Source organism: Micromonospora sp. NPDC049044 (assembly GCF_040649215.1).
Lineage (GTDB): Bacteria > Actinomycetota > Actinomycetes > Mycobacteriales > Micromonosporaceae > Micromonospora.
This window is the reverse complement of record NZ_JBEZFA010000001.1, coordinates 129,345-155,333: the sequence shown is the minus strand read 5'-3', so window position 1 is coordinate 155,333 and position 25,989 is coordinate 129,345. Positions and strand designations below refer to the sequence as shown.

The window sequence follows — 25,989 nt, the reverse complement described above, 5'->3', positions numbered from 1 at the left end:
CTGCCGGCGCGACGGACCATGCGCCGGCAGCGTCCTTCCTCAGAAGGATCGAACCCGATGACTGTGGTCGAGCAGACCGGAGCACCGAAGACAACACCCCGAACCCGGCGTCGGCCCAGCCCGCTGGGGAGCAAGTGGACGCCGTACCTGTTCCTGGCACCCGCCGCACTGTTCATCCTCGTCTTCCAGGCGGTGCCGCTCGTCCAGGAGGTGTACCTCAGCTTCACCCGGACGAGACTGCTCAACCCGACCAAGAGCGAGTGGGTTGGCCTCGACAACTTCAACCGGATCTTCGGTGACCCGGAGTTCCACCACACCCTGCTGATCACCGTCGTCTACGTGGTCACCTGCGTCGTCGTCGCGATCGGCGCCGGCCTCGTCGTCGCGCTCCTGCTCAACCGGAAGTTCCGGGGTCGCGGTGTGGCGCGGGCACTTGTGACCGTCCCCTGGGCCGCGCCCGGCATCGCTGTCGCGCTCATCGCCACCTGGATGCTCAACGCCCAGTACGGGATCGTGAACCGGATGCTCGACGCGGTGGGGCTGGGTGTGCCGGGCGGCGCGATTCTGGACAGCCCGCGTTACGCGCTGCCGGCGGTGCTCGCGACGACCATCTGGCAGCTGTTCCCGTTCACCTCGGTGGTGCTGCTCTCCGCGCTGCAATCCGTTCCGCAGGACCTCAACGAGGCAGCGACAGTCGACGGCGCGGGACGCTGGGCCACCTTCCGGGCCGTCACGTGGCAGGTCATCAAGCCCACAGTGGGACTCCTGGCGCTGCTGATGACGATCTGGTCCCTGCGGCGGTTCGAGTTGATCTGGCTGATGACCAAGGGTGGGCCGGTCGGCGCCACCGAGACGCTCGTCATCGACCTCTACTCGCAGGCGTTCGACTCGAAGGAACTCGGATCGGCGGCGGCCATCGGGATGGTCGGCGTCGTCATCTCACTCATCGTCATCATCGGCAGCCGGCTGGTCGCCCGTGCCGTGGAGAAGGAGCACGCCCGATGAGGCGCTTCCGTTTCGGTGTCACCGCACGGATCGTCGCCGTGCTCGTCGTACTCGGCATCGCGGTGTTCCCGCTGTACTGGATGTTCGTCACGGCGCTGTCGAGCAACAGCGACCTCTTCGCCGACCAGCCCCGGCTCACGCCGGACCTCGGTCAGTTCGGGGTGTTCGTCGACGCGCTCGCCGAAGGCAAGGCGGCCGGGTGGCTGCTGAACAGCCTGATCATCGCCGTGGGCACGATGGTCGTCTCGGTCGGCCTGGGTATCCCGCTCGGTTACGCGCTGTCCCGGTTCTCGTTCGGGGGCAAGGCCGTGCTGACCGTCGTGCTGCTGTTCACGCAGATGCTCCCCGAGGCGCTCATGGTCGTGCCGTTGTTCGCGCTGTTCCGTCGCTTCGAGCTGCTCGACTCACTTACCGGCCTCGTCCTGGTGAACTCCGCCTTCGTCCTGCCGATCGTCGCGTTGATCCTCAAGGGTGCGATCGACGGCATCCCGAAGGAGTTGGAGGAGGCCGCGCGTGCCGACGGCGCCCGGCCCTTCACCACCCTGACCCGCATCAACGTGCCGCTGATCGCGCCGTCGATCGCGGCGACCGCGGTCATCGCGTTCTTCCACGCCTGGAACGAGTACGTGTTCGCGGTGACCTTCATCTTCAATCCGGACCTGCAACCGGCGTCCGTTGGCATCGCGAACTTCATCGGCGAGCTGGGCACGCCGATCCAGACCGTGATGGCCGTCGCCTTCCTGTTCACGCTGCCCGCCGTCGCGTTCTACCTGCTGGTGCAGAAGTACGTGGTGTCCGGCATGACCGCCGGCGCGGTGAAGGGTTGAGCCGAAAAATGAAGATCGTCTCCGTCGACACACTTGTCGTCGACTTCTACCGCACGAACCTCGTCATCGTGCGCGTGCACACCGACGCGGGGATCGTCGGGCTCGGCGAGGCCACCCTGGAGGGCAAGGAACGGGCCGTCCAGGGTGCCATCGCCGAGCTGGCCGAGGCGGTCGTGGGCCTGGACCCCACTCGCATCTCGAAGATCCTCTACGACCTGGCGCGGGACTGGTACTGGCGTGGCGGGCCGGTGATCATGACCGCGTTGAGTTCGCTGGAGATGGCCCTGTGGGACATCTCGGCGCGCGACCTCGGTGTTCCGGTCTCCCGGCTGCTCGGCGGTGCGACCCGTGACCGGGTGCGCGCGTACGCGAACGGTTGGTTCTCCGGTGCCGTCACCCCCGAGGACTACGCGGCGGCCGCCCGCCGGACTGTGGCGTCCGGCTTCCGCGGCCTCAAATGGGACCCGTTCGAGAACTACGACCTCACCATCACCACAGCGCAGTTGGACCGGGTGCTCGCCCAGATCGACGCGGTCCGGGCCGCGGTGGGCCGCGAGGTCGAGCTGTTCGTCGAGGGGCACGGTCGCTTCGACGTCCGCCACGCGATCAAGGTCGCCAGGGAGATCGCCCAGTTCGATCCGGTGTGGTTCGAGGAGCCGTGCCCGCCGGACAACCTCGACGCGCTCGTGGACATCCGCCGCGCATCGCCGGTGCCGATCGCGGCGGGGGAGCGGTGGTTCGGCCGGCAGGGCTTCGCTCCCGCGCTCGCCCGCCAGGCAGTCGACTTCGTCCAACCCGATGTGACCCACGCCGGCGGGATCGCCGAGCTGGCCTTCATCGCGACGCTCGCGTCCACCAGCTACGTCGGTTTCGCGCCGCACAACCCGAGCGGCCCGCTCAGCACCGCGGCGACGCTGCAACTCGGGGCGACGCTGCCGAACTTCCGGTACCTGGAGATCATGGCGACGGACGTGCCGTGGCGACCCGAGATCACCAACGAACGGCTGGTGCTGACCGCCGACGGCGACGTGCTCATCCCGACCGCTGTCGGACTGGGCATCGAGTTGGACCTCGCCGCGATCGAGCGGCACCCGTTCACACCGCATCCACTCCGGATGTTCCAGGACGCCGTCTACGACATCCGTCCGCGCGACGAGCGGTCCTTCTTCAACCTGGAGGGCGGCTCATGACGGTGCCACAGCCCCGGCAACAGCCCGGCGGCGCGGACTGGTTCGGCACCGCCGCCGAGGCGCTGCCGGACGACGCCGACGACAGCGTCCTCATCGGCCGGATTTGGGATCCGGCCGGCGACGGACCCTCACCCGTGACCGTCCGGGACGGTCAGGTCATCGACCTCAGTCAGCGGTTCCCCACCATCCGGGACATCTGCGAACTGCCCGACCCGGCCGCGACGGTTGCCGGGCTCGACGGGCCGCGGCTCGGCGACTTCGGCGAGATGCTGGCCAACACGGCGGCAGTGACCCGCGATCACACCCGACCCTGGTTGCTCGCCCCGGTCGACCTGCAGGCACTCAAGGCCGCCGGCGTCACCTTCGCCGTCTCGATGATCGAACGCGTCATCGAGGAACGGGCCCGCGGCGACCTGGCGCTCGCGGCGGACATCCGGCAGCGGATGCTCGCCGACATCGGTGCCGACCTGCACAGCCTGACGCCGGGTTCGCCCGAGGCCGACCGGCTCAAGAGCCTGCTGGTCGCCGAGGGCATCTGGAGTCAGTACCTGGAGGTGGGCATCGGGCCGGACGCCGAGATCTTCACAAAGGGCCAGGTGCTCTCCGCCGTCGGCACCGCGGTGCCGGTGGGGGTGCTCGCCGCGTCGACCTGGAACAACCCGGAACCCGAGATCACGCTGATCATCCAGTCCAGCGGCCGGATCGTCGGCGCCACCCTCGGCAACGACGTGAACCTGCGGGACATCGAAGGCCGCTCGGCACTGCTGCTTCCGCTGGCCAAGGACAACAACGCCTCGTGCGCCCTCGGTCCCCTGATCCGGCTCTTCGACGACCGGTTCAACCTGGACCGGGTGCGCGAGCTTGAGGTGAGCCTGGACATCCGGGGCGTGGACGGCTTCCACCTGGAGGCGGTCTCGGAGATGACCCAGATGTCGCGCGACCCGGCGGAGCTGGTGCGGCAGTTGATCGGTCCGCAGCACCGCTATCCCGACGGTGCCGCCCTGATGCTCGGCACGATGTTCGCGCCCACCCAGGACCGGGACCGCCCCGGCGAGGGCTTCACCCACAAGATCGACGACGTGGTACGGATCGGCTGTCCGGCTCTCGGCAGCCTGGTCAACCGGGTGCGGCACGCCCAGGAGTGCGAGCCCTGGCAGTTCGGCGTCCGGGATCTGATGGGCAATCTGGTAAGGAGAGGACTGCTGTGAACATGGTCAGCACTGTCGATCCGCGTGACGGCCGAACCCGCACGACGGAGCTCAGCGAGACCGACGAGGCTGGGCTGGAGGCGATCACCAGCCAGGCGCCCCAGGCGGGGCAGTGGCTGTCCGGCCTGGGCAGACTCGGCCGAGCGGACCTGCTCGACGCGATCGCCGCGTCCCTGGAGGCCCGTCGGGTCGACCTGATCGCGGCGGCGGAGGCGGAGACCGGTCTGAGTCACGCCCGGCTCGACCAGGAACTCACCCGGGCGGCGATCCAGTTCCGGATGTTCGGTGACGTGCTGCGCGACGGGGGCTACCTCGAAGCAGCCATCGACCACGCCGCCGACACCCCGCTCGGCCGCGGCCCGGACCTGCGGCGGATGCTCGTACCCCTCGGGCCGGTGGCCGTCTTCGGCGCCAGCAACTTCCCGTTCGCCTTCTCGGTCGCGGGAGGGGACACCGCCGCCGCGCTCGCCGCCGGCTGCCCCACGGTCCTGAAGGCCCACCCCTCGCACCCGTTGACCTCGCACGCCTCGGCCGAGGCCATCGCGGCGGCCGTCCGCGAGCGGGGCGGGCCCGACGGTGTGATCGCTACCGTGTACGGCGAGCCGGCCGGCCGCTCCCTGGTGCGCCACCCCACGATCCGCGCGGCCGCGCTGACCGGCTCCGTCGGCGCCGCCCGTGCCATCCAGGCGGCCATCGACGAACGCCCGGATCCCATTCCCCTCTACGCCGAACTGAGCAGCGTGAACCCGATCGTCGTGCTGCCCGGCGCGGCCGCCGACCGGGGCGAGGAGATCGCCGAAGGGCTCTTCGCCTCCTTCACCAGCTCGGGCGGCCAGCTGTGCACCAAGCCCGGGCTGGCGTTCATCCCGGCGGATCCGAGCGGTGCGCGGCTTGTCGACGCGCTGCGGGAGAAGGTCGCGGCCACCGGCGGTGCGATCCTGCTCAACGACCGCATCCGGGCCGCGTACGAGCAGCAGGCGACGGCGTTCGAGCAGGCCGGCGCTCGTGTCTCGGCCCGACCCCGGATCGACGCCGAGGTGGGTTTCCAGGTCGCGCCGACGCTCCTGGAGGTTGATCTGGCGGGCCTCACCGCCGAGATCGCCGACGAGTGCTTCGGCCCGCTCCTGGTCGTGGTGCGCTACGACGACGTTGCCACGCTCGACGCGGCGCTGGCGACCGTCCCACCGTCGCTGACCGGCTCGATCCACAGTGCGCCGAGCGACGACGCGGCTGTGGTACGCCGGCTTGTCGACCTGTTCGCCGACCGGTCGGGTCGGATCGTCTTCGACGGTTATCCCACCGGCGTCCGGGTGTCGTGGGCCCAGCACCACGGCGGCCCCTGGCCCTCGACGAACACCGTGCACACCTCCGTCGGCGCGACCTCGATCCGGCGCTTCCTGCGCCCGCTTGCCTGGCAGGACGCCCCGGTCTGGATCCTTCCCGAGGAACTACAGGACGGCTATACCGCCATTCCCCGGCGAGTCGACGGGAGGTTGGAGTCAGCGGTGGCATAGCCGCGCCGGTATCCGTTCACCACACCCGTCGAAACGTCGGTCGGCCGCGCACCGCGGCCGGCCACACGCCGAAGAGGGAGTAGGAACATGCCCGTCGCAGTCCCCCGTCCCCTGCCGCCGCCGTCACGGCGTCGGCTGCTGCTCGCCCTGCTCACCGCCGTCGCCGTCGCGGCCACCACTGCCGTCGCCCCGGCGGCGTCGGCCGCGCCACCCGCGCGGCTGGGGCCGACCGTCACCCGCACCGACACACCCCCGACCGGGTACGAGGTCACCTTCCGATACCGGGCACCCGAGGACGTCAAGCAGGTCCACATCTACGGTGACTGGTTCTACTCCCGGCCGGAGACCATCTCCTGCCAGGACTGCGGCGACGCCCGGCCACCCGCCCAGTGGCAGCCCGGCGACGTCGCGGCCACCCCGTGGCACATCCTGCCGATGAGCAAGGGCCCGGACGGGGTGTGGACCATCACCACGCCGCTGCCCGCCGGCACGTTCCGCTACGCGTTCACCCACGACTGCGCCAACGACCTGGCCACCGGCTGCACGCTGCACGACGACCCGGCGAACAGGTGGCAGATCCAGCCGCAGTACCCGGGCGCGCCCGGCGCGGTACGCAGCACGATCTACGTCCCGGCCAGCCGGAAGTTCCCGACCTACGACACCGGCTACCAGGCGCCGGTGGCCAGGACCGGGCGGCTGGAGTCCCGGCGGTACGCCTCGCCGCTGTCGACGAACCCGGCCGGGGTGCACGACATCGTCGTCTACCTGCCGCACGGCTACGACCCCCACCGGACCACGCCGTACCCGACCCTCTACCTGAGTCACGGCAGTGGTGACCACTCGACCGCCTGGACGATGCAGGGTGTGGCCCACCTGATCCTGGAGAACGCGATAGCAGACCGTGCGGTCGAGCCGATGGTGATCGTGTCCACCGACTTCAATGGCCTGCCCGGCGGCAACGAGGGCTACGTCGACGAGCTGCGGAACAACATCTTCCCGTTCGTCGAGCGGAACTACCGCGTCTCCACCCGCCCGCAGGACCGCGCCTTCGCCGGCTTCTCCGCTGGTGGCAGCCGGGCCTACACCCTGATGTACGACCACACCGACCTGTTCGGCTACCACGCGGCCTGGAGCGCCGGCGGACCCGCCGCCACCCCGGCGCAGCTCGACCGGATGAAGGCGGTGGCCGGCGGGATCATGATCGGCACCGGGCTGCAGGACCGGCTGGGCAACATCGCCGAGAACTCCCAGCGCAACGCGGCCGCCCTGCGGGCCGCCGGGGTCGAACTCGACGAGTTCAACGTGCCGGGCGTGCACACCTGGCACGTCTGGCGCCCGCTGCTCGACCACTACCTGCGGACCCTGACGTTCCGCGCCACCACGACCGGTCTCGACGTCACCGTCGCCCCGGCGGGCGCCGCGCACCGCAGCAGGGTCACCGCCACCGCGACTGTCGACGCCGTCAGCGCCACCACCACGGCCCCGGCCGGCCGGGTCGACTTCTACGCGGGTGACACCCTGCTCGGGTCGGCCCCGGTGCACCACGGCGTGGCCCGGCTCACGAAGATCGTCCACGGTGGAGTGACTGCTGCGGTGGTCGCCCACTACCGGGGTGACAAGCTCTTCAATGCTTCGTCGAGCGCACCGGTCGACGTCCGGTAGCACCGGGCCCGACATCCTCCCCGGTGCGGTGGGGAAGAACCCGGCCGCCACCCCTGCTGACAGGGGTGGCGGCCGGGGCGCTTTCGCTCAGCCGGTCACGCTGTCGCTTCCGTGGCCCGCATCCGCAGCATGGTCCAGGACGCGGGCGGCAGCGTCAGCCGGACGGTGGCGTCGGCCTGTCGCGCTGTGTCGTTGGACCGCGGGGCGGCGTGGTCCGGGCCGTCGGCGGTGTTCTTGGCAGCCAGGTCGGTGCCGCCGACCGTGACGCACTCGATGATCCCGGTCAGCTGGGCGCCGCTGACGTCGACCGTCACCTCGGCCGGGGTGTCGGTGACGCGGTTGACGAGGAACACAGCCATCTCACCGGTGCTGTCGTCCCAGGTGGATACCGCGTCCACCGCCGCCACCGCACCGTAGCGGTCGGTGCTCGTCGTACTGCCGTGGCGGAGCACGTCGAGCACCGCGCCCCGAGCGTGCCGGGCGGTGCGGGCGAAGGGGTGGAAGATGGTCTGCCGCCAGGCCGAACCGTCGGGTTCGGTCATGATCGGCGCGATGACGTTCACCAGCTGGGCCTGGCAGGCCGCCGTCACCCGGTCGCTGTGCCGGAGCAGGCTGATCAGCAGGCCACCGACCACGACGGCGTCCGCCACGCTGTAGTGGTCCTCCAACAGCCGGGGCGCTACCGGCCAGTCGTCACCGCTCGGCGGGGTGGACGGGGTGGCGGACTGGTACCAGACGTTCCACTCGTCGAACGCGATCATGATTTTCTTGGTGGACCGGCGGATCGCCCCGACCGAGTCGGCGATCGCGGTGACGGCGTCGATGTACCTGTCCATGTCCTCGGCGGAGGCGAGGAAACTGGGTAGGTCGTCGTCGACCGGTTGGTAGTAGGCGTGCAGGGAGATCAGGTCCACGTCGTCGTACGCCTCGGTGAGCACGTCGCGTTCCCAGCTGCCGAACGTGGGCATGCCCAGGTGTGACGAGCCGCAGGCGACGAGTTCGAGATCGGGATCGAAGCGGCGCATGGCCTTCGCGGTCTGCGCGGCGAGGCGCCCGTACTCGGTGGCGCTGCGCTGGCCCACCTGCCACGGGCCGTCCATCTCGTTGCCCAGACACCAGAGCCGGATGCCGTACGGGTCGGCCGCGCCGTTTGCGCGCCGCTGGTCGGCGAGGTGGCTGCCACCGCGGTGATTGGCGTACTCGAGTAGGTCGACCGCCTCGGCGGTGCCGCGGGTGCCCAGGTTGACCGCCATGATCGGTTCGACCTCGGCCTTGCCGAGCCAGCGCATGAACTCGTCGAGACCGAACGCGTTGGTCTCCAGGCTGTGCCAGGCGAGGTCGAGCCGGGCCGGTCGCTTGTCGACCGGCCCGACGCCGTCCTCCCACCGGTAGGAGGAGACGAAGTTGCCACCCGGGTAGCGGATCGTGGTCACGCCCAGCTCCCGCACGAGCGCCAGGACGTCGCCCCGGAAGCCGTCGGCGTCGGCCGTTGGGTGGCCCGGCTCGTAGATGCCGGTGTAGACGGCGCGACCCAGGTGCTCCACGAACGAGCCGAAGAGCCGACGCGGCACCGGCGCCACGCGCCGACGGGGGTCCAGGCTCAACCGGGCGGTGTTCACGATGCCTCCCGGGTGCCCGGCGGGGTGGTTCCGACCGGCCGGTCCGGCAGCGGCTCGGGGTGGTGGGGGAGTGGACATCCGGTGCCGGCCAGGTACGCCGACGCCGTGTCGAGGTGGGGGTTCAGGACGGGCTCCCTTCGTGCGAGGTCCCGACGCCGGGATCGCTGCCGCGGCGCGGAACCGGGGGTGGTGGGGTCCGTGTGAGGTCTGGACATCGCGGTGGCGGTGGGCTACGTTCTCGATCAATGTAAACGTTACCGAGAACGTTTACGGTAGGGAACAGCGCCAAGCGGTAAATGTTCGGCGACCCGGGCGACCACTGTCGAGCCGGAGTCCGGCGACGTTTGACCGCCGCGCCTAACCGGGCCGGATTGTTCCGCTGTCCGCATTCCGTGCGGCCCCGCGAAATGGAATCTCGCGGCCCTGGCGCGCCGTTCTCGCCGGGCTGGGGAACTGCGGAACCACACTCCCCGCCAGCCACCGAGAGTGACCTCTGTCAGCATTTCTGTGACCGGCCCCGGCGCGTCGTCATGGCCTGGTCCGAGTCCTGGTAGGACGGTGTGCCAGCGCTCGGGTAAGGAGCGCGGAGGTCTTGTGCTCGTAACCCCTGTCGGTTACGTTGGCAACACCCTGGAAACGTAACCGATAACGATTGCAGTCCAGAGGAAGCGGCATGATTGAGGTCAATGCGCCGGCCACAATGAGTGATGTCGCGCGGGTTGCCGGCGTTTCGACAGCCACCGTCTCGCGGGTGGTCAACGGGCATTACGGCGTCAGTGCCCGCACTATCGCTCAGGTCCGTTCGGCAATCGAGCAGCTCGGCTACGAGTCGAGCCTGGTGGCCACCAGTCTGCGGCGCAGCCGCACGAACGTCCTGGGCCTGGTGACGCACAGCTTCCAGTCGTACACGGCCGAGGTGCTCAAGGGAGCGATGAAGGCGCTGAGCCGCTCCGGCTTCGACCTGATCATCTATGCCAACAGTGACCTCTACGGGTCCTATTCGGAGGGCTGGGAGAAGCGGCACATCGCCCGGCTGTCCGGCACCCTCACCGACGGGTGCATCGTCGTCACCCCCTGGGGTGAGGTGCAGAGCCGGACCCCGATCGTGGCCATCGACCCGGTGCGCGGCTCGACGGCGCCCTCGGTGACCGCCGACAACCTCGCCGGCGCCACCACGGCGGTCGAGCACCTGCTGAGCCTGGGTCACCGGCGGATCGGGTTCATCGCGGGCCGCTCCAGCCTGGCGTCGGCGTGGTCGCGGGAGGAGGGCTACCGCGCGGCGCTGACGAGCGCCGACATCCCGGTCGACCCGACGTTGATCGGCGAAGGGGACTTCAACCCCGAGTCGGCGACACCGTTGGCGCGTGCGCTGTTGCGACGGACCGACCCACCCACGGCGATCTTCGCGGCGAGCGACGGGATGGCCCTCAAGGTGTTGGAGGTCGCCGCGGAGCTGGGGCTCTCGGTCCCCGGCGACCTGTCGGTCGTCGGGTTCGACAACATCCCGGAGTCAGCCCTGACCGAGCCGGGGCTGACCACTGTGGATCAGTCGATGTACCAGCTCGGCTACGAGGCCGCGCGCATGTTGAAGTCGCTGGTGACCGACGAGTGGGAGGGGCCGCGCCAGGTAGTGCTCCCGACCAGCCTCGTCGTCCGCGGCTCGAGCGCGCCACCACGAAGCACGGCACGAGGGTGACCCACGCCCGTGGTGGACCGCGAGGGAGGTGTGCAGGTAGACCCACGGCGAGATCCACCGATGAGTTGAGCCGGCCCGGCGGGTCGCATCCGTCGCCGGCGCAGGAAAGGAGTGGAGCGTGACAACCGCAACGTATCACCGGCGCCTACGCCGATCGGGCGTGCGCCGGCTGTCGGCGGTGCTCACCGCCGGAGTCATCGCGGCCGCGGCCGTGCTGTTCACGCCGCAGCCCGCGGCTGCGGCGGAAACACCCTGGCTGACGGTCTCCCCGGATCGCTACGCCTCGTTCACCGTTCCGGCCGCGTACGTCCAGGAGCAGTTGGGCACGGTGTCGCAGGTGGTCGTCGAGGGCAACATCGGCCCCTCGGCGGCCTGGGCGGAGTTCGGGTTGACCCGGCGCGGCGACGTCTGGTCGGGCATCCTCGGCCCGCTCAAGCCGGGGCTCTACCACTACCAGCTCACCGCCGACGACACCAAGCACATCAAGGATCCGACGAACAGCACCACTGTGGCGTCCAGTCCGCTCCTGAGTACCTTCCTCGTTCCGGGTGACTCGGCGCGGTGGCTGGCAGACGCACCGGCGGGCACCGGCGGCACGGTCGGGACCCTTACCTACCGCACCAGGAGCGGGCAGCGGTCGGCCCTGGTGTGGACCCCACCGGGGTACGCGGCCCAGGGCCCGAAGGCCTATCCGGTGCTCTACCTGCAGTCGGGTGCCACCCAGGCAGCTACCGACTGGCTCGACCTCGGCCGGTCCACGCAGATCCTCGACAACCTCTCGGCCGCCGGTGCCATGAAACCGATGGTGGTCGTGATCAACGACGCCAACGGCGCGGACGGCCGGGAGTTGAAGGATCTCGGAAAGGCGGTCGCCGACAGCTACCGGGTGCTGCGCGACCCGGCGCACCAGGCGATCGCGGGTGTCTCCGACGGCGCGACGACGGCGGTCCGGGCCGCGCTGGCCAAGCCGGGTCAGTTCGGCTACGTCGGCTGGTTCTCCGGCCAGTCGGTCCCGCAGGTCGATCGGAAGGACGCCAAGACGGTCAACCGCACAGTGCGGGTGTTGCGCCTCTACACGGGGAACAAGACCGATCCGGCGTACAACCCCACCTATCGACTGATGAAGGCGTTCGACCGGGCCGACGTCAGGTTCGAGTTCGACGGGGTCAACCCGGACGGCGGCGCGAACTGGACCACCTGGCAGGAGAATCTCGTCGACTTCGCGCCGCGGCTGTTCCAGCACGTGTCGGGCAGCGGCCCGAGCGCGGGGCACCGGCCGCTGACGGGGGAGTTCGCACCGCCGCCGGTCGGCACCACCCCGACGCCCTTCGTCACCGAGGACGGGTTCGTCACGTTCGAGACCGGCCCGGACTTCACGGACGCCCAGCACGTCACTGTGTGGGCGAACATCGCGCCGGGCGGCAGTTGGCTGCGCGTGCCGCTGAACCGCGACGGTGACCGGTGGCGGGCGACAGTGGGCCCGCTGAAGCCCTGGTTCTACTACTACCGGCTGATCGTGGACCGGGTCGCGGTCAAGGACACCTCGAACCCGACGACTGTGACCACCGAACCGACCTGGAGCACCTTCCTCATCCCCGGTCCGGCTGCCCGCCTGCTGACGGACGTCCCCGCCGGCCAGGGCGGGAAGGTCGAGAGCATGACCTATGCCAGCACGGTGGCCGGCCAGGACCGCACGGCGCTGGTGTGGACTCCGCCCGGGTACGACCCGGGCCGGGCCGAGCCGTACCCGGTCCTCTACCTCCAGCACGGCGGGGGCCAGAACTACACGGACTGGGTCGAGATGGGACGCGCCAAGCAGATCCTCGACCACCAGTTCCTCGACGGTGACCTCACCCCGATGGTCGTCGTGATGGGCAACGGCAACTCGTCGAACTTCAACCGGGAACTGTTGGAGAACATCGTGCCGACGGCCCGCGCCCGCTACCACATCTCCACCGAGTCGTCCCAACAGGCGATCGCCGGCCTGTCCATGGGTGGCGGGCAGGCGCTGGGGGTGCTGCGGGCCTACCCGGGCGAGTTCGCCTACGTCGCGGCGCTGTCCGCCGGCTTCGGCAGCGGCACCGGCGTCGACGTCGAGGCGATCAACAACGGCACGAAGATGCTGCGCCTGTACGTCGGTGACCAGACCGACTTCGTCTACCCGAGCTTCATGGCGTCCCTGGCCACGCTCGACAGCCTCGGCATCCGCTACGAGTTCGACGGGGTGACCCCCGGGCCGCATGGCTGGGACGTGTGGCAGAAGAACCTCATCGACCTGGCGCCGCGCCTGTTCAAGCGCTAGGAGCACGACCACGGCGGCGCTACCGGGGCAGGACTTCCTGCCCCGGTAGTGCCCGCCGAGCAGGAAACTGTCGCACCGCGATCCCCGAAGGGAAGCACGTCAATGAAGACGAAACGAATACTCGCCACGGTAACCATGCTCGCGGCCGGGGCCGGGCTCGTCGGCTGTTCCTCCGACGAGGGGGGAAGCGACGCGAGCAACTGCACGAACACCATCACCAAGAAGGACGCGCCGGTCGTGACGATGTGGGGCTGGTACCCCAACACGCAGCTCGTCGTCGACAACTTCAACAAGCTGCACGACGACGTGCAGGTCTGCTGGACCAACGTCGGGCAGGGCGGTGACGAGTACGACAAGTTCCAGACGGCCATCTCGGCGGGCACCGGCGCACCCGACGTGATCATGGTCGAGGCGGACCGGATCCCGACGTTCCAGATCCAGGGCGCGCTCGTCGACATCAAGAAGTACGGCTACGACGCGGTCAAGGCCAACTACGGCGAGGGCGCCTGGAAGGACGTGTCGGTGGGCGACGCGGTCTACGGCGTCCCGGTCGACGGTGGCCCGATGGGCATGATCTACCGCAAGGACATCTTCGACAAGTACAAGATCACCCCTCCGAAGACCTGGGCCGAGTACGAGCAGGCCGCGCAGAAGGTGAAGGACGCCGGTGGCCCGCTCTTCGGGGACCTCGGCGCGAACGTCCCGGCGGTGCTGATGGCGCTGCAGATCCAGAAGGGCGCCTCGCCGTTCACCCTCGATCCGGCGCAGCCGAAGTCGATCGGCGTGAAGCTCAACGACCAGGCGTCCAAGGACGTGCTCGACTACTGGGGTGGCCTCGCCAAGAAGGGCCTTGTCGGTACGCAGGACCAGTTCACCCCGGAGTACATCTCCGGCGTGATCAACGGCAACTACGCGACGTACATCTCGGCGGCCTGGGCGCCCGGCTACCTCACCGGCGCGGGCGTCGGTAAGGGACAGGACACCGGCAAGTTCGCGGTGGCGCCGCTGCCGCAGTGGGATGCGAACAATCCGGTGCAGGTCAACTGGGGCGGGTCGGCGTTCTCGGTGACCAAGCAGGCCAAGAAGCCGGAGTTGGCGGCGAAGGTCGCCTACGGGCTCTACGCCGACAAGGAGTCACTCACCGACGGCTGGACCAACCAGATCATCTTCCCGCTGAACCTCACCGCACTCAAGGACCCGGCGTTCGTCGACCTGAAGGTGGCGTTCTTCGACGGCCAGCAGGCGAACAAGGAGGTCTACCTGCCCGCCGCCGAAGCCTACAAGGGTGTCGCCTACGCCCCCTTCGGTCAGTACTACCTCGACGCCATGACCAAGCAGATCAGCGAGGTCATCAAGGGCTCGATCAGCGGATCGCAGGCCGCCGACAAACTCCAGGACGACGTGGCGAAGTACGCAAAGGAACAGGGCTTCACCGTTCAGTGACCGAATGGGTGGGCCGTGCCGCCGCTCGACGGCCGGCCCACCCACGACCCCGCAGCGTCCACGTCCCGGAGAGCAAAGATGACACTCCTGACCGAGCAGCGCACACCGCGTACCCCCACCGGGACGCGCAAGATCCGTGGCAAGGTGCACCTCCGCGAACACCTGATGGGATGGTTCTTCGTCGGGCCGTTCGCGGCCGTCTTCCTGGCGTTCCTCATCGCGCCGCTGGGGTACGCGCTGTATCTCAGTCTCTTTCAGAAGAAGCTGATCGGCGGCACCAGCTTCGTCCTCTTCGACAACTACGTGAAGGCGTTCACCGACCCGAGTTTCCTGTCCGGGGTGTGGTTCGTCATCCGGTTCTCGCTCGTCGCCATCCCGGTGCAGATCGCCATCGCGTTGGCGATGGCGCTCATCCTGGACGCGGTGACGTCAGTGTTCGCGCGCTTCTCCCGCCTCATGATCTTCCTGCCCTACGCGATTCCGACAGTCATCGGGGCGGTGATGTGGGGATTCCTCTACAGCAAGGGGTTCGGCCCGCTCACCGACATCTTCGGGATGTTCGGGGCCACCGCACCCGACTTCCTGAGCAGCAACCTGATCTTCTATGGCCTGCTCAACGTCGTCACCTGGCAGTGGGTCGGCTATTACATGATCATCCTGTACGCGGCGTTGCAGGGCGTCGACCCGACGCTCTACGAGGCCGCCCGGATGGACGGCGCCGGGCGGTGGCAGATCGCGTCGCGGATCAAGATCCCGCTGATCGCACCCGCGCTGATCCTCATCCTGGTCTTCGCGCTCATCGGCACCCTGCAGTTCTTCAACGAACCGCAGATCCTGCGGTATCTCGCCGCCGGCACGATCGGGACGGACTTCACCCCCAACATGTACGCGTACCAGCAGGCGTTCTCCCTCGCCAACTTCAACTACGGATCGGCGATCTCGTTCGCCCTCGGCGGCGTCGTGTTCATCTGCGTGTACGCGTTCCTGTTCCTCACCCGCAAGCGGAGGAGCTTCCTCTGATGGCCAACCGCACAAGCGTCAGCGCCGGGCCCCGCCGACCGCAACGCTATCTACCGCTGCAGATCCTCCTCGGCTTCATGGTGATCTACTTCCTCGTACCGTTCTGGTGGGTCATCGTCAACAGTTCCAAGGACGCGCCGGGACTGTTCGGCGGAGGCAACACCCTGTGGTTCTCCGACCAGATCGACTACGTCGGTAACCTCCGGCAGCTCTTCACCTACGACGGTGGCATCTACCTGCGGTGGATCCTCAACTCCACGCTCTACGCGATAGCCGGCGGAGTCGGCGCCACGGTGCTGTCGGTGATGGCCGGCTACGGCTTCGCCAAGTACCGGTTCGCCGCCCGGCGCTTCAGCTTCGCCGTCGTGCTCGGCGCGCTGATGGTGCCCGCCACCGCCCTGGTCATCCCGACCTTCATCATGTTCGCCCGGCTGGGCCTGACCAACACGGTCTGGGCGGTGATCCTCCCGTCGCTGCTCAACCCGTTCGGTGTCTACCTGATGCACGTGTACGCCCGCGACGCCGTGCCCGACGAACTGCTGGACGCGGCCCGGGTCGACGGCGCTGGCGAGCTGCGCACCTTCGTCCAGATCGCCCTGCCGATGATGCGCCCCGCGGTGGTCACCGTGCTGCTGCTGTCCGCGGTGGCGTCCTGGAACAACTACTTCCTGCCGTTGGCCATGCTCTCCGACAACCGGCTCTTCCCGGTGACCGTCGGCCTCGGCCTCTGGCAGGGCATCGCGTCGGCGAACAACTCGGGCGGCACCTCGCTGTGGAGCCTGATCATCCTGGGCTCGCTGGTGTCCGTGATCCCACTGATCATCGCGTTCTTCAGCCTGCAACGACACTGGCGCGGCGGGTTGTCCGTCGGCGGCCTCCGGTAGGTAGGTACCACCCCTTGATCGCCGCGCACCCACGCGGCCGCACGGATGACGGAGAGGTGTGCTGATGTCGACGACGGATCGTCCGCTGCGCAGCGGGCAGTGGTTCGGTGCGGAGGGCCGCAACGGTTTCATCCACCGGTCCTGGATGCGCAACCAGGGTTTCGCCGACGACGTCTTCGACGGTCGCCCGGTGATCGGCATCGCCACCACCTGGTCGGAGCTGACCCCCTGCAACGCCCATCTGCGGGACCTGGCCGAGTCGGTGAAGCGGGGCGTGTGGGAGAGCGGCGGCCTGCCGCTGGAGTTCCCCGCCATGAGCCTGGGTGAGCCCCTGATGCGGCCCACGACGATGCTCTACCGCAACCTGCTGGCCATGGAGTTGGAGGAGTCGGTCCGCGCCAACCCGCTCGACGGGGTGGTGCTGCTGTCCGGCTGTGACAAGACCACCCCCGGCCTGCTGATGGGCGCGGCGAGCGTCGACCTGCCCACTCTGATGATCACCGGTGGTCCGATGCTCAACGGCAAGTTCCGGGGCCAGGACATCGGCTCGGGCACCGTCGTCTGGCGCTTCACCGAGGAGCAGCGCGCCGGCCGGATGACAGCGGCCGACTGCGCGGAGGCGGAGGTCGGCATGTCCCGCAGCCGGGGCCACTGCATGACCATGGGCACCGCTTCCACGATGGCCTGCGTGACCGAGGCGCTGGGCGTGCAACTGCCGGGTGCCGCCGCCGTGCCCGCTGTCGACTCCCGCAGGTACGCGCTCGCCCAGGCCGCCGGCCGTCGGATCGTCGCGATGGTCGGGCAGGACCAGCGGCTGTCCACCGTGCTGACGCGCGAGGCGTTCGAGAATGCCATCCGGGTCAACGCCGCGATCGGCGGTTCCACGAACGCCGTCGTGCACCTGCTGGCGATCGCCGGACGCCTCGGCGTGCCGCTGTCCCTCGAGGACTTCGACACCCTCACCGCCGACGTGCCCATGCTTGTCAACCTGATGCCGTCCGGGGCGTACCTGATGGAGGACTTCGCCTACGCCGGGGGCGTTCCGGCGGTGATGAACGAGATCGCCGCCCTGCTCCACCTGGACCACGTCACTGTCAGCGGCCAGAGCGTCGCCGACAACATCAGCGGCGTGCAGTGCTGGAACCGTGAGGTCATCGGCACCATGGCGGAGCCGTTCCAGCCCGCCGGCTCGGGCACCGTGGTGCTCCGCGGGTCGCTCGCGCCGTCCGGTGCCGTGCTGAAGGTCTCCGCCGCCTCCGCGGACCTGCTCCGGCACACCGGGCCGGCGCTCGTCTTCGACCGGATCGAGGACTACGTCGTCGCCGCCGACGACCCGGACCTCGACGTCACCCCGGACACGGTGATCGTGGTCCGCAACGCCGGTCCACGCGGCTATCCCGGCTTCCCGGAGGTGGGCAACGTGCCCATGCCACGACGGCTGCTCGCCGCCGGCATCACGGACATGGTGCGGATCTCCGACGCCCGGATGAGCGGCACCGGGTACGGCACCTGCGTCCTGCACGTCGCCCCGGAAGCCGCAGTGGGTGGCCCACTCGCGCTTGTGCGCACCGGCGACCTGATCCGGGTCGACGTCCCGACGCGACGCCTGGACCTCCTGGTCGACGAGGCGACACTCGCCAGACGCCGCGCCGACTGGCAACCGGCACCGCCGACCGCCGACCGGGGCTGGGCACGCCTGTACAGCGAGCACGTGCTCCAGGCCGACCAGGGCGCGGACCTCGACTTTCTCGTCGGCGGCAGCGGCAGCGCCGTACCCCGGCACTCACACTGACCGGCACGGACACCCGGGCAGAAGCGGGAGCCCCGGCGCGCGGCTGGGGCTCCCGTCACCGTCCGCAGGCCGCACACGCGGTGCGGGTACGCAGGTGGTAGTCGCTTGACGCCGCGAGCAGACCGAGCCCCAGCACGGAGTACGCCGACATCGCCACCCAGAGGAACGCGTCGGAGAACTCGCTCACCGAGCCGGACAGCAACTGCGCCAGCCCCATGCCGAAGTACGCCACGATGCCCACCCCGAGCCCGAAACCGGGCACCAGCAACAGCAGGCGGGGGACCGGGCGGCCGGCGAGCAGCGGCACCCAGCCCGGCCAGACCTCACCCCAGCCGTGCACGAGCGCCAGCGGCAACAGCACCCCCGCCAGCAGCAGGCAGACCTCCAGCCCGATCACGGCGGCGTCCTGGGCGAGGCTGCCGAGCCCCACCGCGGCCTGGGCCGCGAAGCGCACGACGAGGCCGGCCACCGCGACGTACGCGGCCCAGCGCGCCCACCGTGCGGGGACCACGCGTCGGTGACCGGGTCGGATGGTCCGGCAGCAGTCCGGGCAGTCGCCCCGGGTGCGCCGCTGGTAGCCGGCGGTGGCCAGGGCGAGCAGAGCCGCTCCGGTCACGCACCCCAGCCGGCTGGCGAACGCCGTCGGCTCGAAGTGCGGGCCGACCGTGAACAGCAGGAAACCCACAAGCTCCGGCAGCAGGATCGCGGCGGCGGCGACCAGCGCCCCGGTGACCGCCCAGGCGACCCCCGCGAGCACCGGCCGCCATGTCGGCATCCGGTCCAGCGCAACCGCCAGGGCGGCCGCGGTCAGACACAACGCCACCGACCACCAGCCGGTGAACCCCAGCAGGTCCGACCCGAACTGCCGGAACTCCGGGGTCTCGCCGACGGTCCACGCCAGACGCACACCCCCGTACGCCACGGCCCAACCGAGCACCGCGTACGTCAGGCAGTGGCCCGTCCTGCGAGCGATTGATGTCGCCATGCGTCCGATCCTTCCGCTGTCCCGGCGCGGGCGAACCCCGCCGACAGGGGAGGTGCTCCCTCGCCGGAGGGAGTCGCTCGGGACGCCGGGGCCAGCGCCGGTGCTACGGTCACGGGCGCTGACCTGACCGTGTCGGAGACCGCGGCGGGCGGGGGCCGGGTCAGCGGCGAGGCCTCAGCCTCGGCGCCGACCCGGGTGTCAGGCCGTTGTCGACACTCGCCCGGAGGGCGCCCGGTGCGTCAGGCCGGGGCGGAAGCGGACGACCAGCAGCACGGCCAACAGCCGCACCTGCATCGGCGTGCCGAGGGCCAGCCGTTCCCCCGCGGGAGACCACACCTCGACCGGCCCGAGCAGGTGGTAGCGCATCGCCGGCCTCCCCCCGTCACGCTGCACCATCACCCCACCGTACGGCCTGACCGCGTACCGCTGCGGTACGGGAGGGACCTCAGGCGCTCGGTCCGGATTCGTGCTCCCGCGTGTTGCCGGTGATCCCGGCGGCCCGGTCGCGGGCCTGACTCACTATCGTCTCCGCCTCCTGTCGGGCGGCGGCCAGCATCTGCTCGCATTCGAGCTGCACTTCGGCGCGGTGCTCCTTGGCCTGCCCCTCGGCGAGTCTGAGGATCTGTTCGACCCGAGGACCCAAGCCGCTGAGCGTGGGTCGTTGGTAAAGCTCTCGCAGCCGCTCGACCGCGGTGTCGTCGTTCGCGGCGACGCGGTCGACCAGGTCGGCTTCCACCAGATCGGCCTCGCTCGTGCCGAGCAGGGAGAGGCCGACCCCGAGCGCGGCGACCGCGACTCCGGACCACAGTGCGGCCGGACCGAGAGACGGCCCGACGCACACACCGACGCCGAGCCCGAAGAGGAGGGCCGCGGTCTTGACCGGCTTTCGCATGGCTCATCTCCCGGGCTCGGCAAGTCGGGCTGCTGGTTCCAGCATGCGAAGCCCGTCAACCCGCGGCCGGCCCGCGCCGCCCCGGAATGCGTGGGTGAACAATCGAGTTGTAGTGCATACGATCTGTTTCACAGATCGTATGTTGGCACTACGACTACGGAGATGTTGACGTCATGGCTGATTACGGTCACGAGATCCAGTTCGGGACGTTCCTGACGCCCAGCGCACAGGACCCGGATCACGTGGTGCGGCTCGCCGAGCTGACCGAGGCGGCCGGCCTGGACCTGACCACCTTCCAGGACCACCCGTACAACTCCGACTACCTCGACACCTGGACCCTGCTGAGCTGGGTCGCCGCCCGTACCGAACGGTTGCGGATCTCGGGAAACGTCCTCAGCCTCCCGCTGCGCCCGCCGGCCGTTCTGGCCAGGGCTGCGGCGAGCCTGGACCGGCTGTCCCACGGCCGGTTCGAGCTGGGCCTCGGTGCTGGCGCGTTCTGGGACGGTGTCGAGGGCATGGGTGCCCGCCGGCTGACGGCCGGGCAGGGCGTCGAGGCGCTGCGCGAAGCGATCGACGTCCTGCGCGGGGTGTGGGACGAGACCGCACCCGGCCCGCTGCGCCACGACGGGACCTACTACCCGGTCCCCGGCATGCGGCGCGGTCCCGCGCCGGCACACGACATCGACATCTGGCTCGGCGCCTACCAGCCGAAGATGCTGGCATTGACAGGTCAGCAGGCGAATGGCTGGTTGCCGACGCTCGAGTACCTGCGCTCCCCGGACCGGGTGACGGCCAACCGGCTGATCGACGAGGCGGCGGTCGCGGCAGGACGCGACCCACGGCAGATCCGCCGGCTGCTCAACCTGTTCACCGTCGACGTCTCGTCGCGCAGTCGTGGCTTCCTGCAGGGCCCACCGCGACAGTGGGTCGAGCAACTCCTCCCGCTTGTCGTGGAGGAGGGGTTCAGCACCTTCCTGGTCGGCCGTGACGACCCGCGACTGATCCAGACCCTCGGGCAGGAGATCGCCCCGGCGCTGCGGGAGGCGGTGGCCAAGGAGCGCGCGACGAGCGGCTCGGACACCGGACCGACCGGTGCGCTCGCCGCCCGGCCCGACGCTCGCCCCGGTCCGGACCGTGCGGCGCTGCCGGCATCGCTCGCCGCCCGGGCCGTCCAACCCGGCGACCGGGAGTACGAGGATGTGCGGCACAGCTACAGCTGGCCGGGGGCGCCGGCCCTGGTGATCCGCCCGCAGACCGCCGCCGAGGTGGCCGCTGCCGTGTCGTACGCGCGGACCCAGGACGTCCCCCTGTCCGTGCGCAGTGGCGGGCACGGCATCAGCGGCCGGTCGACGAACGACGGCGGAATCGTCATCGACATGTCGAGGATGAACAGGGTCGAGGTGCTCGACCGGGCGACCCGCCGGATCCGGTTGGAGCCGGGCGCCCGGTGGGGGCAGGTGGCCCAGGCCCTCGCCCCGTACGGCCTCGCGATGAGCGCGGGCGACTACGGTGATGTGGGCGTCGGTGGCCTCGCCACCACCGCCGGCATCGGGTATCTGGCGCGCAAGCACGGCCTGACCATCGACCACGTCGTCGCCGTCGAGATCGTGACCGCCGATGGCCGCCTGCTCCGCGTCGACGCCGAGCACCATCCCGACCTGTTCTGGGCCGTTCGTGGCGCCGGCGGCAACTTCGGCGTCGTCACCGCTATCGAGTTGGACGCGTACGAGGTCGACAAGGTGGTCTACGCCCACCTCGTCGTGGACGCGACAGACACCGCGCCCCTGCTGCACCGCTGGGGCCAACTCGTCGAGGACGCACCGCGGGATCTGACCAGCTTCCTGTCCCTCTTCCCGGGTCGACGGGGTAACCCGCCGGTGGCCCAGGTCACCCTGGTGTACGCCGGTGACGACGTCGAGGCGGCCCAGTCCGCCCTGAGCCCGTTCCTGGAGATCGGCCCGATTCTCGACACGCAGGCGCAGTTGGTGCCCTATCCGGCGATCGTCGCACCGTCCGGAAACAAGCATCGGGGTCAGGGCCTCAACGACACCCGCAGCGGACTCTTGCACCACATCACGCCGCAGGCGGCGGATCTCGCGGCGACGATGATGGCGTCCGGTCAGGTGATGATCATGCAGTTCCGATCCGTCGGCGCGGCCGTCAACGACGTCGCCGCCGACGCGACCGCCTACCCGCACCGGACGCAGAACTTCTCCGTGATCGCCGCTACCGTGCCGGAGCGCAGAGCCCAGCTCGACGAGCTGTGGGCCGAGCTGTATCCGCAGCTGGACGGTCTGTACCTCAGCTTCGAGAGCGACACCGATCCGGCGCGACTGTCGGACGCCTGGCCCGAGCCCACCCTCAGCCGGCTGCGCGCCATCAAGGCCACCTACGACCCGACAAACGTCTTCAACCGAAACTTCCCCATCCCGCCGGCGAGCGACACCGACGACGAGGGAGCGGATTCCCGCGACGACGACGCGGGGTGAGCGCGTCACCTTCGACGGTGGTCCTCCGATCGTCGCTGGTTCGGCGCGTAGCCCACCGGACCCGTGCTGATAGCGAGATTGCCCGGTCGGATGACCACCTCGCCGGTGGGACCCGCAGTGATCTGACCCAACCCTGCCTGGAGGTCGGCTTCGAAGCCGGGCAGCTTCAGACGGATGAGCGACGGCAGGAGCACGGCGACGGCGACGAGCCCGACCAGGACGGGCGTGATGGTGGTGATCATGACGGTGGTGACGCGGTCCGACACGAAGAACGCGGTCCACATCACCGCCAGCAGGCCCAACGCCACTGTCGCGATGGTGGCCGTGCCGAGCGCCGCGGTGCGGGCGGCTCCTCTCTCGCGTTCGAGCAACTGCACCAGCCGTTGCGCATCCACATGTTCGCGCTCGACGCTCAGACAGCGACGTAGGTGTCGCAGTGCGACGCGACGGGCGGGAGCATCGCCCAGGGCACCCACCGTCGCTGTTCCACCCAGCCGTACCTGACACACCGCGGCAACGTAGTAGGGGTCGGCCTCGCCGGCAGGAGCGGCTGCGATCGCCTCAACCGCTTCGGCGTACGCCTCGGCGAAGACATCGTCGTTCTGCGTCGCGTCGGCCTGATGGAACAGCAGCCGGGCCAGGGCCAGGTGCAGCCGCCACGGTACGGCGGCCGTCCGTAGCCCTTCTCGCAACACGTCCTCCGCCTCACGCGATCGGCCCAGTGCGGTAAACGCCTCGGCCAATCCGAGTGCCGCTACCTGCACCGACGGGTCCACTCGCAGAACGCCCCGAAACAGGCGGACGGCCTCCTGCGGCTGATCCGTGAGCAGCCGCAGGTGCCCCAGCTCGACCTGTGCGGAAGTGGCGTACGGATCCTGCGTGATCGCGACGTTCAGGTGTGCCTCGGCCTCCTCGTACCGGCCCAACTGTGTGTACAGCGACGCGAGGTCGGTATGGCTGCCCTTGTAGGGGTCGACCTTCAGCGCCTTTCCCAGGTGATATTCCGCAGCCGGCAACCGGCCGAGCCGATAGTCGATCACGCCCAGGCACACAAGGACTGCCGCATCCTGATGCTCGGCGAGCGCCGCGAGGCAGAGCTGCTCGGCCTCCTCCCACTGGCGACGTTCGTCCTGCCGGACCAGCGCCCAGGCTCGGGCCAGCCGATACTCGCGGTCATGCGGCATCAGCTCGACCGATCGACGGAAGTGGTCTTCGGCTGACACGTAGTCGCCGCAGGTGAAGTCGACCCAGCCGAGTCCCGCGACCGACGCGGCCCGTTCTCCGTCCGACAGTGCCGCGCGCTCCAGCCGGGTGAAGGTCGCCCGCGCCTCAGCGAGCCGTTCCGAGTCGTGCTGGATCCACGCCAGCTCCTCCGTCAGAGCGCGTAGGTGCGGCTTCTCACGCGCCAGCGGCGAAATCAGTCCGTCCGCCTCTGCGTAGCTGTGCAAGGTGCGCAGAGCCGCTGACCTGCCCACCAGACTACGAGGGTTGTGCGGGTTGCACCGCGCGGCGGCCTCATAACAGGCGAGGGCCTCCCGCGCCTGCAGCCGCTCCTCGAAGATCTGTCCCAGGCAGATGTGCAACGACTCGGATTCTGGGCGCAGTGCCACCGCGGCCCGAGCGCACCGCTCGGCGTCGACGTGTCGCTGGAGCCGCTGGAGCGTCGCCACCCGACGCTCGACGACCTGAACATGGCCGGGATCGATAGCGAACGCGCTGTCGAATGCGGCAAGAGCCCGCTGGTCGTCGTACTTGTCAGCATGTGCGTTTCCCAGCTCGATGAGCACCTCGACGCTGTCCGGACGTGCCACCGCCGACCTTTGGGCTGCCGTCACCGCACCCGCGAGATCACGCGACAGCCGCAACACGCGGATCCACGCCGCCTGTGCCGAGTCGTCCCGCGGGTCGAGGTCGAGAGCGGTCTGTACGGCCGCACGCGCAGCTTCGAGGTCACCACGGTCCTCGGCGACCCTCGCCAACTCCAGACGTAGGACCACCGAGTCGGGTCGCGCGTCGATCGCCAGGCGTGCTGCCTCCTCCGCCTGGTCGAGGCGCCGTAGCTGGCGTAGTTGGACGATGCGCTGGGCCAGGGCCCATTCATGCAGTGGGTCGATGGTGAGGGCCTGCTCGACAGCGACGAGGGCTTGTTCACTGTCGTGCCGGTCGTCGTGCAGGTAGGCCAGTTGAAGGTGCGGGTCGGGTGAGTCGGGCCGCGTCTCGATCGCCTGCCGGGCGGCGTCTTCGGCTTCGTCAAGGCGTCGTAGTCGCCGTAGTTCGACGATGCGCCAGGTGAGTGCCTGTTCGCGGTCGGGGTCGATGGAGCGGGCCCGTTCGAACGCCTCGAGCGCTCGTCGGTGGTCGTGCCGCTCGTCGTGCAGGTAGCCGAGTTCGAGGTACGGCCGGGATGAGCCGGGAATTGTCTCAATCATCTGCCGTACGGCCTGCTCGGCCTCGTCGAAGCGCCGGAGCTGGCGCAGTTCGGTGATGCGCCAGGCGAGGGCCGCTTCGTGGTGTGGGTCGATGGTGAGGGCCCGCTCGACAGCCGTCAGGGCCTGCTCATAGTCGTAGCGACTGTCATGCAGGAGGCCCCGCTGGAGGTACAGGTCAGGTGAGTCGGGTCTTTTCTCGATTGCCAGTCGGATGGCATCTTCGGCTTCGTCCAGGCGTCGTAGTCGCCGTAGTCCGACGATGTGCCAGATGCGCGCCCATTCGTGGTCTGGGTTGATGGTGAGGGCCTGTTCGATCGCCTCGAGCGCTCGTTGGTGGTCGTAACGGTCGTCGTGCAGGTGGGCGAGTTCGAGGTACGGCTGGGGTGAATCCGGCCGTGCCTCCATTGCCTGTCGGGCGGCCCGTTCCGCGTCGTCGAAGCGGCGTAGTTGGCGCAGTTCGGTGATGCGCCAGGCGAGTGCCCATTCGTGGTGTGGGTCGATGGTGAGGGCCTGCTCGACAGCCGTCAGGGCCTGCTCATAGTCGTGCTTGTCGTCGTGGACGTAGGCCAGTTGGAGGCGCAGGTCGGGTGAGTCGGCCCGGTTCTCGATCGCCTGTCGGGCGGCCTGTTCCGCGTCGTCGAAGCGGCGTAGTCGGCGCAGTTCGGTGATGCGCTGGGCGAGTGCCCATTCGTGGTGTGGGTTGATGGTGAGGGCCTGCTCGACAGCGGTGAGGGCTTGTTCGTGGTCGTGCTTGTCGTCGTGGACGTAGGCCAGTTGGAGGCGCAGGTCGGGTGAGTCGGGCCGTGCCTCGATCGCCTGTCGGGCGGCCTGTTCCGCGTCGTCGAAGCGTCGTAGTTGGCGCAGTTCGGTGATGCGCTGGGCGAGTGCCCATTCGTGGTGTGGGTCGATGGTGAGGGCCTGCTCGACAGCGGTGAAGGCTTGTTCGTGGTCGTGCTTGTCGTCGTGGACGTAGGCCAGTTGGAGGCGCAGGTCGGGTGAGTCGGGCCGTGCCTCGATCGCCTGTCGGGCGGC

At 69.5% G+C, this 25,989-nt stretch carries 18 protein-coding genes; 13 read left to right on the top strand and 5 right to left on the bottom strand.

Features of this window, described 5'->3' with window-relative positions; translation table 11 throughout:
• Nucleotides 1–57: 57 nt before the first annotated feature.
• From AB0B85_RS00695 to AB0B85_RS00670, 6 genes are all read left to right on the top strand, one after another.
• A complete protein-coding gene (locus AB0B85_RS00695; protein WP_357402019.1) occupies nucleotides 58–1,005 on the top strand; it encodes a sugar ABC transporter permease in 948 nt (315 codons plus the stop codon).
• The gene (locus tag AB0B85_RS00690; RefSeq protein ID WP_357402017.1) at nucleotides 1,002–1,832 is read left to right on the top strand and encodes a carbohydrate ABC transporter permease; all 831 of its coding nucleotides are present in this window, start codon (nucleotides 1,002–1,004) and stop codon (nucleotides 1,830–1,832) included. Before AB0B85_RS00695 ends, AB0B85_RS00690 begins: the two co-directional genes overlap by 4 nt.
• Before the next feature lie 8 nt (nucleotides 1,833–1,840).
• Nucleotides 1,841–3,022, top strand: coding sequence for a mandelate racemase/muconate lactonizing enzyme family protein (locus AB0B85_RS00685; RefSeq protein WP_357402015.1), 1,182 nt, complete (start codon nucleotides 1,841–1,843; stop codon nucleotides 3,020–3,022).
• The gene (locus AB0B85_RS00680) at nucleotides 3,019–4,230 is read left to right on the top strand and encodes a fumarylacetoacetate hydrolase family protein (RefSeq protein WP_357402013.1); all 1,212 of its coding nucleotides are present in this window, start codon (nucleotides 3,019–3,021) and stop codon (nucleotides 4,228–4,230) included. Before AB0B85_RS00685 ends, AB0B85_RS00680 begins: the two co-directional genes overlap by 4 nt.
• A gap of 2 nt (nucleotides 4,231–4,232) precedes the next feature.
• A complete protein-coding gene (locus tag AB0B85_RS00675; protein ID WP_357402400.1) occupies nucleotides 4,233–5,744 on the top strand; it encodes an aldehyde dehydrogenase (NADP(+)) in 1,512 nt (503 codons plus the stop codon).
• An 87-nt stretch (nucleotides 5,745–5,831) separates the two neighbouring features.
• Complete coding sequence (locus AB0B85_RS00670; protein ID WP_357402011.1) at nucleotides 5,832–7,406, top strand: alpha/beta hydrolase-fold protein; 1,575 nt, start codon at nucleotides 5,832–5,834, stop codon at nucleotides 7,404–7,406.
• Nucleotides 7,407–7,501: 95 nt separating this feature from the next.
• Here the strand turns inward: AB0B85_RS00670 and AB0B85_RS00665 are convergent, their stop codons facing one another.
• Nucleotides 7,502–9,025, bottom strand: coding sequence for an alpha-N-arabinofuranosidase (locus AB0B85_RS00665; RefSeq protein WP_357402009.1), 1,524 nt, complete (start codon nucleotides 9,023–9,025; stop codon nucleotides 7,502–7,504).
• A 673-nt stretch (nucleotides 9,026–9,698) separates the two neighbouring features.
• On the opposite strand from AB0B85_RS00665, the gene AB0B85_RS00660 reads away from it, so the two are divergent.
• The 6 genes from AB0B85_RS00660 to AB0B85_RS00635 all read left to right on the top strand — a co-directional run bounded on the left by AB0B85_RS00660 (nucleotide 9,699) and on the right by AB0B85_RS00635 (nucleotide 18,162).
• Entirely contained in the window at nucleotides 9,699–10,721 is a 1,023-nt protein-coding gene (locus AB0B85_RS00660) for a LacI family DNA-binding transcriptional regulator (protein ID WP_357402007.1), read from the top strand.
• Nucleotides 10,722–10,839: 118 nt separating this feature from the next.
• Nucleotides 10,840–13,023, top strand: coding sequence for an alpha/beta hydrolase-fold protein (locus AB0B85_RS00655; RefSeq protein ID WP_357402005.1), 2,184 nt, complete (start codon nucleotides 10,840–10,842; stop codon nucleotides 13,021–13,023).
• A gap of 102 nt (nucleotides 13,024–13,125) precedes the next feature.
• Nucleotides 13,126–14,466, top strand: a complete 1,341-nt coding sequence (locus tag AB0B85_RS00650) for an extracellular solute-binding protein (RefSeq protein ID WP_357402003.1) — start codon at nucleotides 13,126–13,128, stop codon at nucleotides 14,464–14,466.
• Between the two features lie 78 nt (nucleotides 14,467–14,544).
• Nucleotides 14,545–15,486, top strand: coding sequence for a sugar ABC transporter permease (locus AB0B85_RS00645; RefSeq protein WP_357402001.1), 942 nt, complete (start codon nucleotides 14,545–14,547; stop codon nucleotides 15,484–15,486).
• Complete coding sequence (locus AB0B85_RS00640; protein WP_357401999.1) at nucleotides 15,486–16,370, top strand: carbohydrate ABC transporter permease; 885 nt, start codon at nucleotides 15,486–15,488, stop codon at nucleotides 16,368–16,370. Before AB0B85_RS00645 ends, AB0B85_RS00640 begins: the two co-directional genes overlap by 1 nt.
• A 64-nt stretch (nucleotides 16,371–16,434) precedes the next feature.
• Entirely contained in the window at nucleotides 16,435–18,162 is a 1,728-nt protein-coding gene (locus AB0B85_RS00635) for an IlvD/Edd family dehydratase (RefSeq protein WP_357401997.1), read from the top strand.
• A gap of 55 nt (nucleotides 18,163–18,217) precedes the next feature.
• On the opposite strand, the gene AB0B85_RS00630 is transcribed toward AB0B85_RS00635, so the two are convergent.
• The 3 genes from AB0B85_RS00630 to AB0B85_RS00620 form a co-directional block, all read right to left on the bottom strand.
• The gene (locus AB0B85_RS00630) at nucleotides 18,218–19,147 is read right to left on the bottom strand and encodes a hypothetical protein (protein WP_357401995.1); all 930 of its coding nucleotides are present in this window, start codon (nucleotides 19,145–19,147) and stop codon (nucleotides 18,218–18,220) included.
• 198 nt (nucleotides 19,148–19,345) lie between these two features.
• Complete coding sequence (locus tag AB0B85_RS00625) at nucleotides 19,346–19,543, bottom strand: hypothetical protein (RefSeq protein WP_357401993.1); 198 nt, start codon at nucleotides 19,541–19,543, stop codon at nucleotides 19,346–19,348.
• A 49-nt stretch (nucleotides 19,544–19,592) separates the two neighbouring features.
• The gene (locus AB0B85_RS00620; RefSeq protein WP_357401991.1) at nucleotides 19,593–20,039 is read right to left on the bottom strand and encodes a hypothetical protein; all 447 of its coding nucleotides are present in this window, start codon (nucleotides 20,037–20,039) and stop codon (nucleotides 19,593–19,595) included.
• 173 nt (nucleotides 20,040–20,212) lie between these two features.
• Between AB0B85_RS00620 and AB0B85_RS00615 the strand changes: the two genes are divergently transcribed.
• Nucleotides 20,213–22,528 carry an LLM class flavin-dependent oxidoreductase gene (locus AB0B85_RS00615; protein ID WP_357401989.1) on the top strand — a complete coding sequence of 772 codons (2,316 nt, stop codon included), beginning with the start codon at nucleotides 20,213–20,215 and terminating at the stop codon, nucleotides 22,526–22,528.
• Between the two features lie 5 nt (nucleotides 22,529–22,533).
• Here the strand turns inward: AB0B85_RS00615 and AB0B85_RS00610 are convergent.
• Nucleotides 22,534–25,989, bottom strand: a 3,456-nt coding sequence (locus AB0B85_RS00610) for a tetratricopeptide repeat protein (protein WP_357401987.1), incomplete at its 5' end; no start/stop codon positions are given.

Bases quoted from the DNA above. Each gene is read 5' to 3' on its own strand.
- AB0B85_RS00680 (WP_357402013.1), top strand. From the start codon at position 3,019: ATGACGGTGCCACAGCCCCGGCAACAGCCCGGCGGCGCGGACTGGTTC.
- AB0B85_RS00645 (WP_357402001.1), top strand. From the start codon at position 14,545: ATGACACTCCTGACCGAGCAGCGCACACCGCGTACCCCCACCGGGACG.
- AB0B85_RS00675 (WP_357402400.1), top strand. From the start codon at position 4,233: ATGGTCAGCACTGTCGATCCGCGTGACGGCCGAACCCGCACGACGGAG.
- AB0B85_RS00635 (WP_357401997.1), top strand. From the start codon at position 16,435: ATGTCGACGACGGATCGTCCGCTGCGCAGCGGGCAGTGGTTCGGTGCG.
- AB0B85_RS00625 (WP_357401993.1), bottom strand. From the start codon at position 19,543: ATGGTGCAGCGTGACGGGGGGAGGCCGGCGATGCGCTACCACCTGCTC.
- AB0B85_RS00650 (WP_357402003.1), top strand. From the start codon at position 13,126: ATGAAGACGAAACGAATACTCGCCACGGTAACCATGCTCGCGGCCGGG.
- AB0B85_RS00615 (WP_357401989.1), top strand. From the start codon at position 20,213: ATGGCTGATTACGGTCACGAGATCCAGTTCGGGACGTTCCTGACGCCC.
- AB0B85_RS00640 (WP_357401999.1), top strand. From the start codon at position 15,486: ATGGCCAACCGCACAAGCGTCAGCGCCGGGCCCCGCCGACCGCAACGC.
- AB0B85_RS00685 (WP_357402015.1), top strand. From the start codon at position 1,841: ATGAAGATCGTCTCCGTCGACACACTTGTCGTCGACTTCTACCGCACG.
- AB0B85_RS00695 (WP_357402019.1), top strand. From the start codon at position 58: ATGACTGTGGTCGAGCAGACCGGAGCACCGAAGACAACACCCCGAACC.
- AB0B85_RS00660 (WP_357402007.1), top strand. From the start codon at position 9,699: ATGATTGAGGTCAATGCGCCGGCCACAATGAGTGATGTCGCGCGGGTT.
- AB0B85_RS00620 (WP_357401991.1), bottom strand. From the start codon at position 20,039: ATGCGAAAGCCGGTCAAGACCGCGGCCCTCCTCTTCGGGCTCGGCGTC.
- AB0B85_RS00690 (WP_357402017.1), top strand. From the start codon at position 1,002: ATGAGGCGCTTCCGTTTCGGTGTCACCGCACGGATCGTCGCCGTGCTC.
- AB0B85_RS00670 (WP_357402011.1), top strand. From the start codon at position 5,832: ATGCCCGTCGCAGTCCCCCGTCCCCTGCCGCCGCCGTCACGGCGTCGG.
- AB0B85_RS00630 (WP_357401995.1), bottom strand. From the start codon at position 19,147: ATGGCGACATCAATCGCTCGCAGGACGGGCCACTGCCTGACGTACGCG.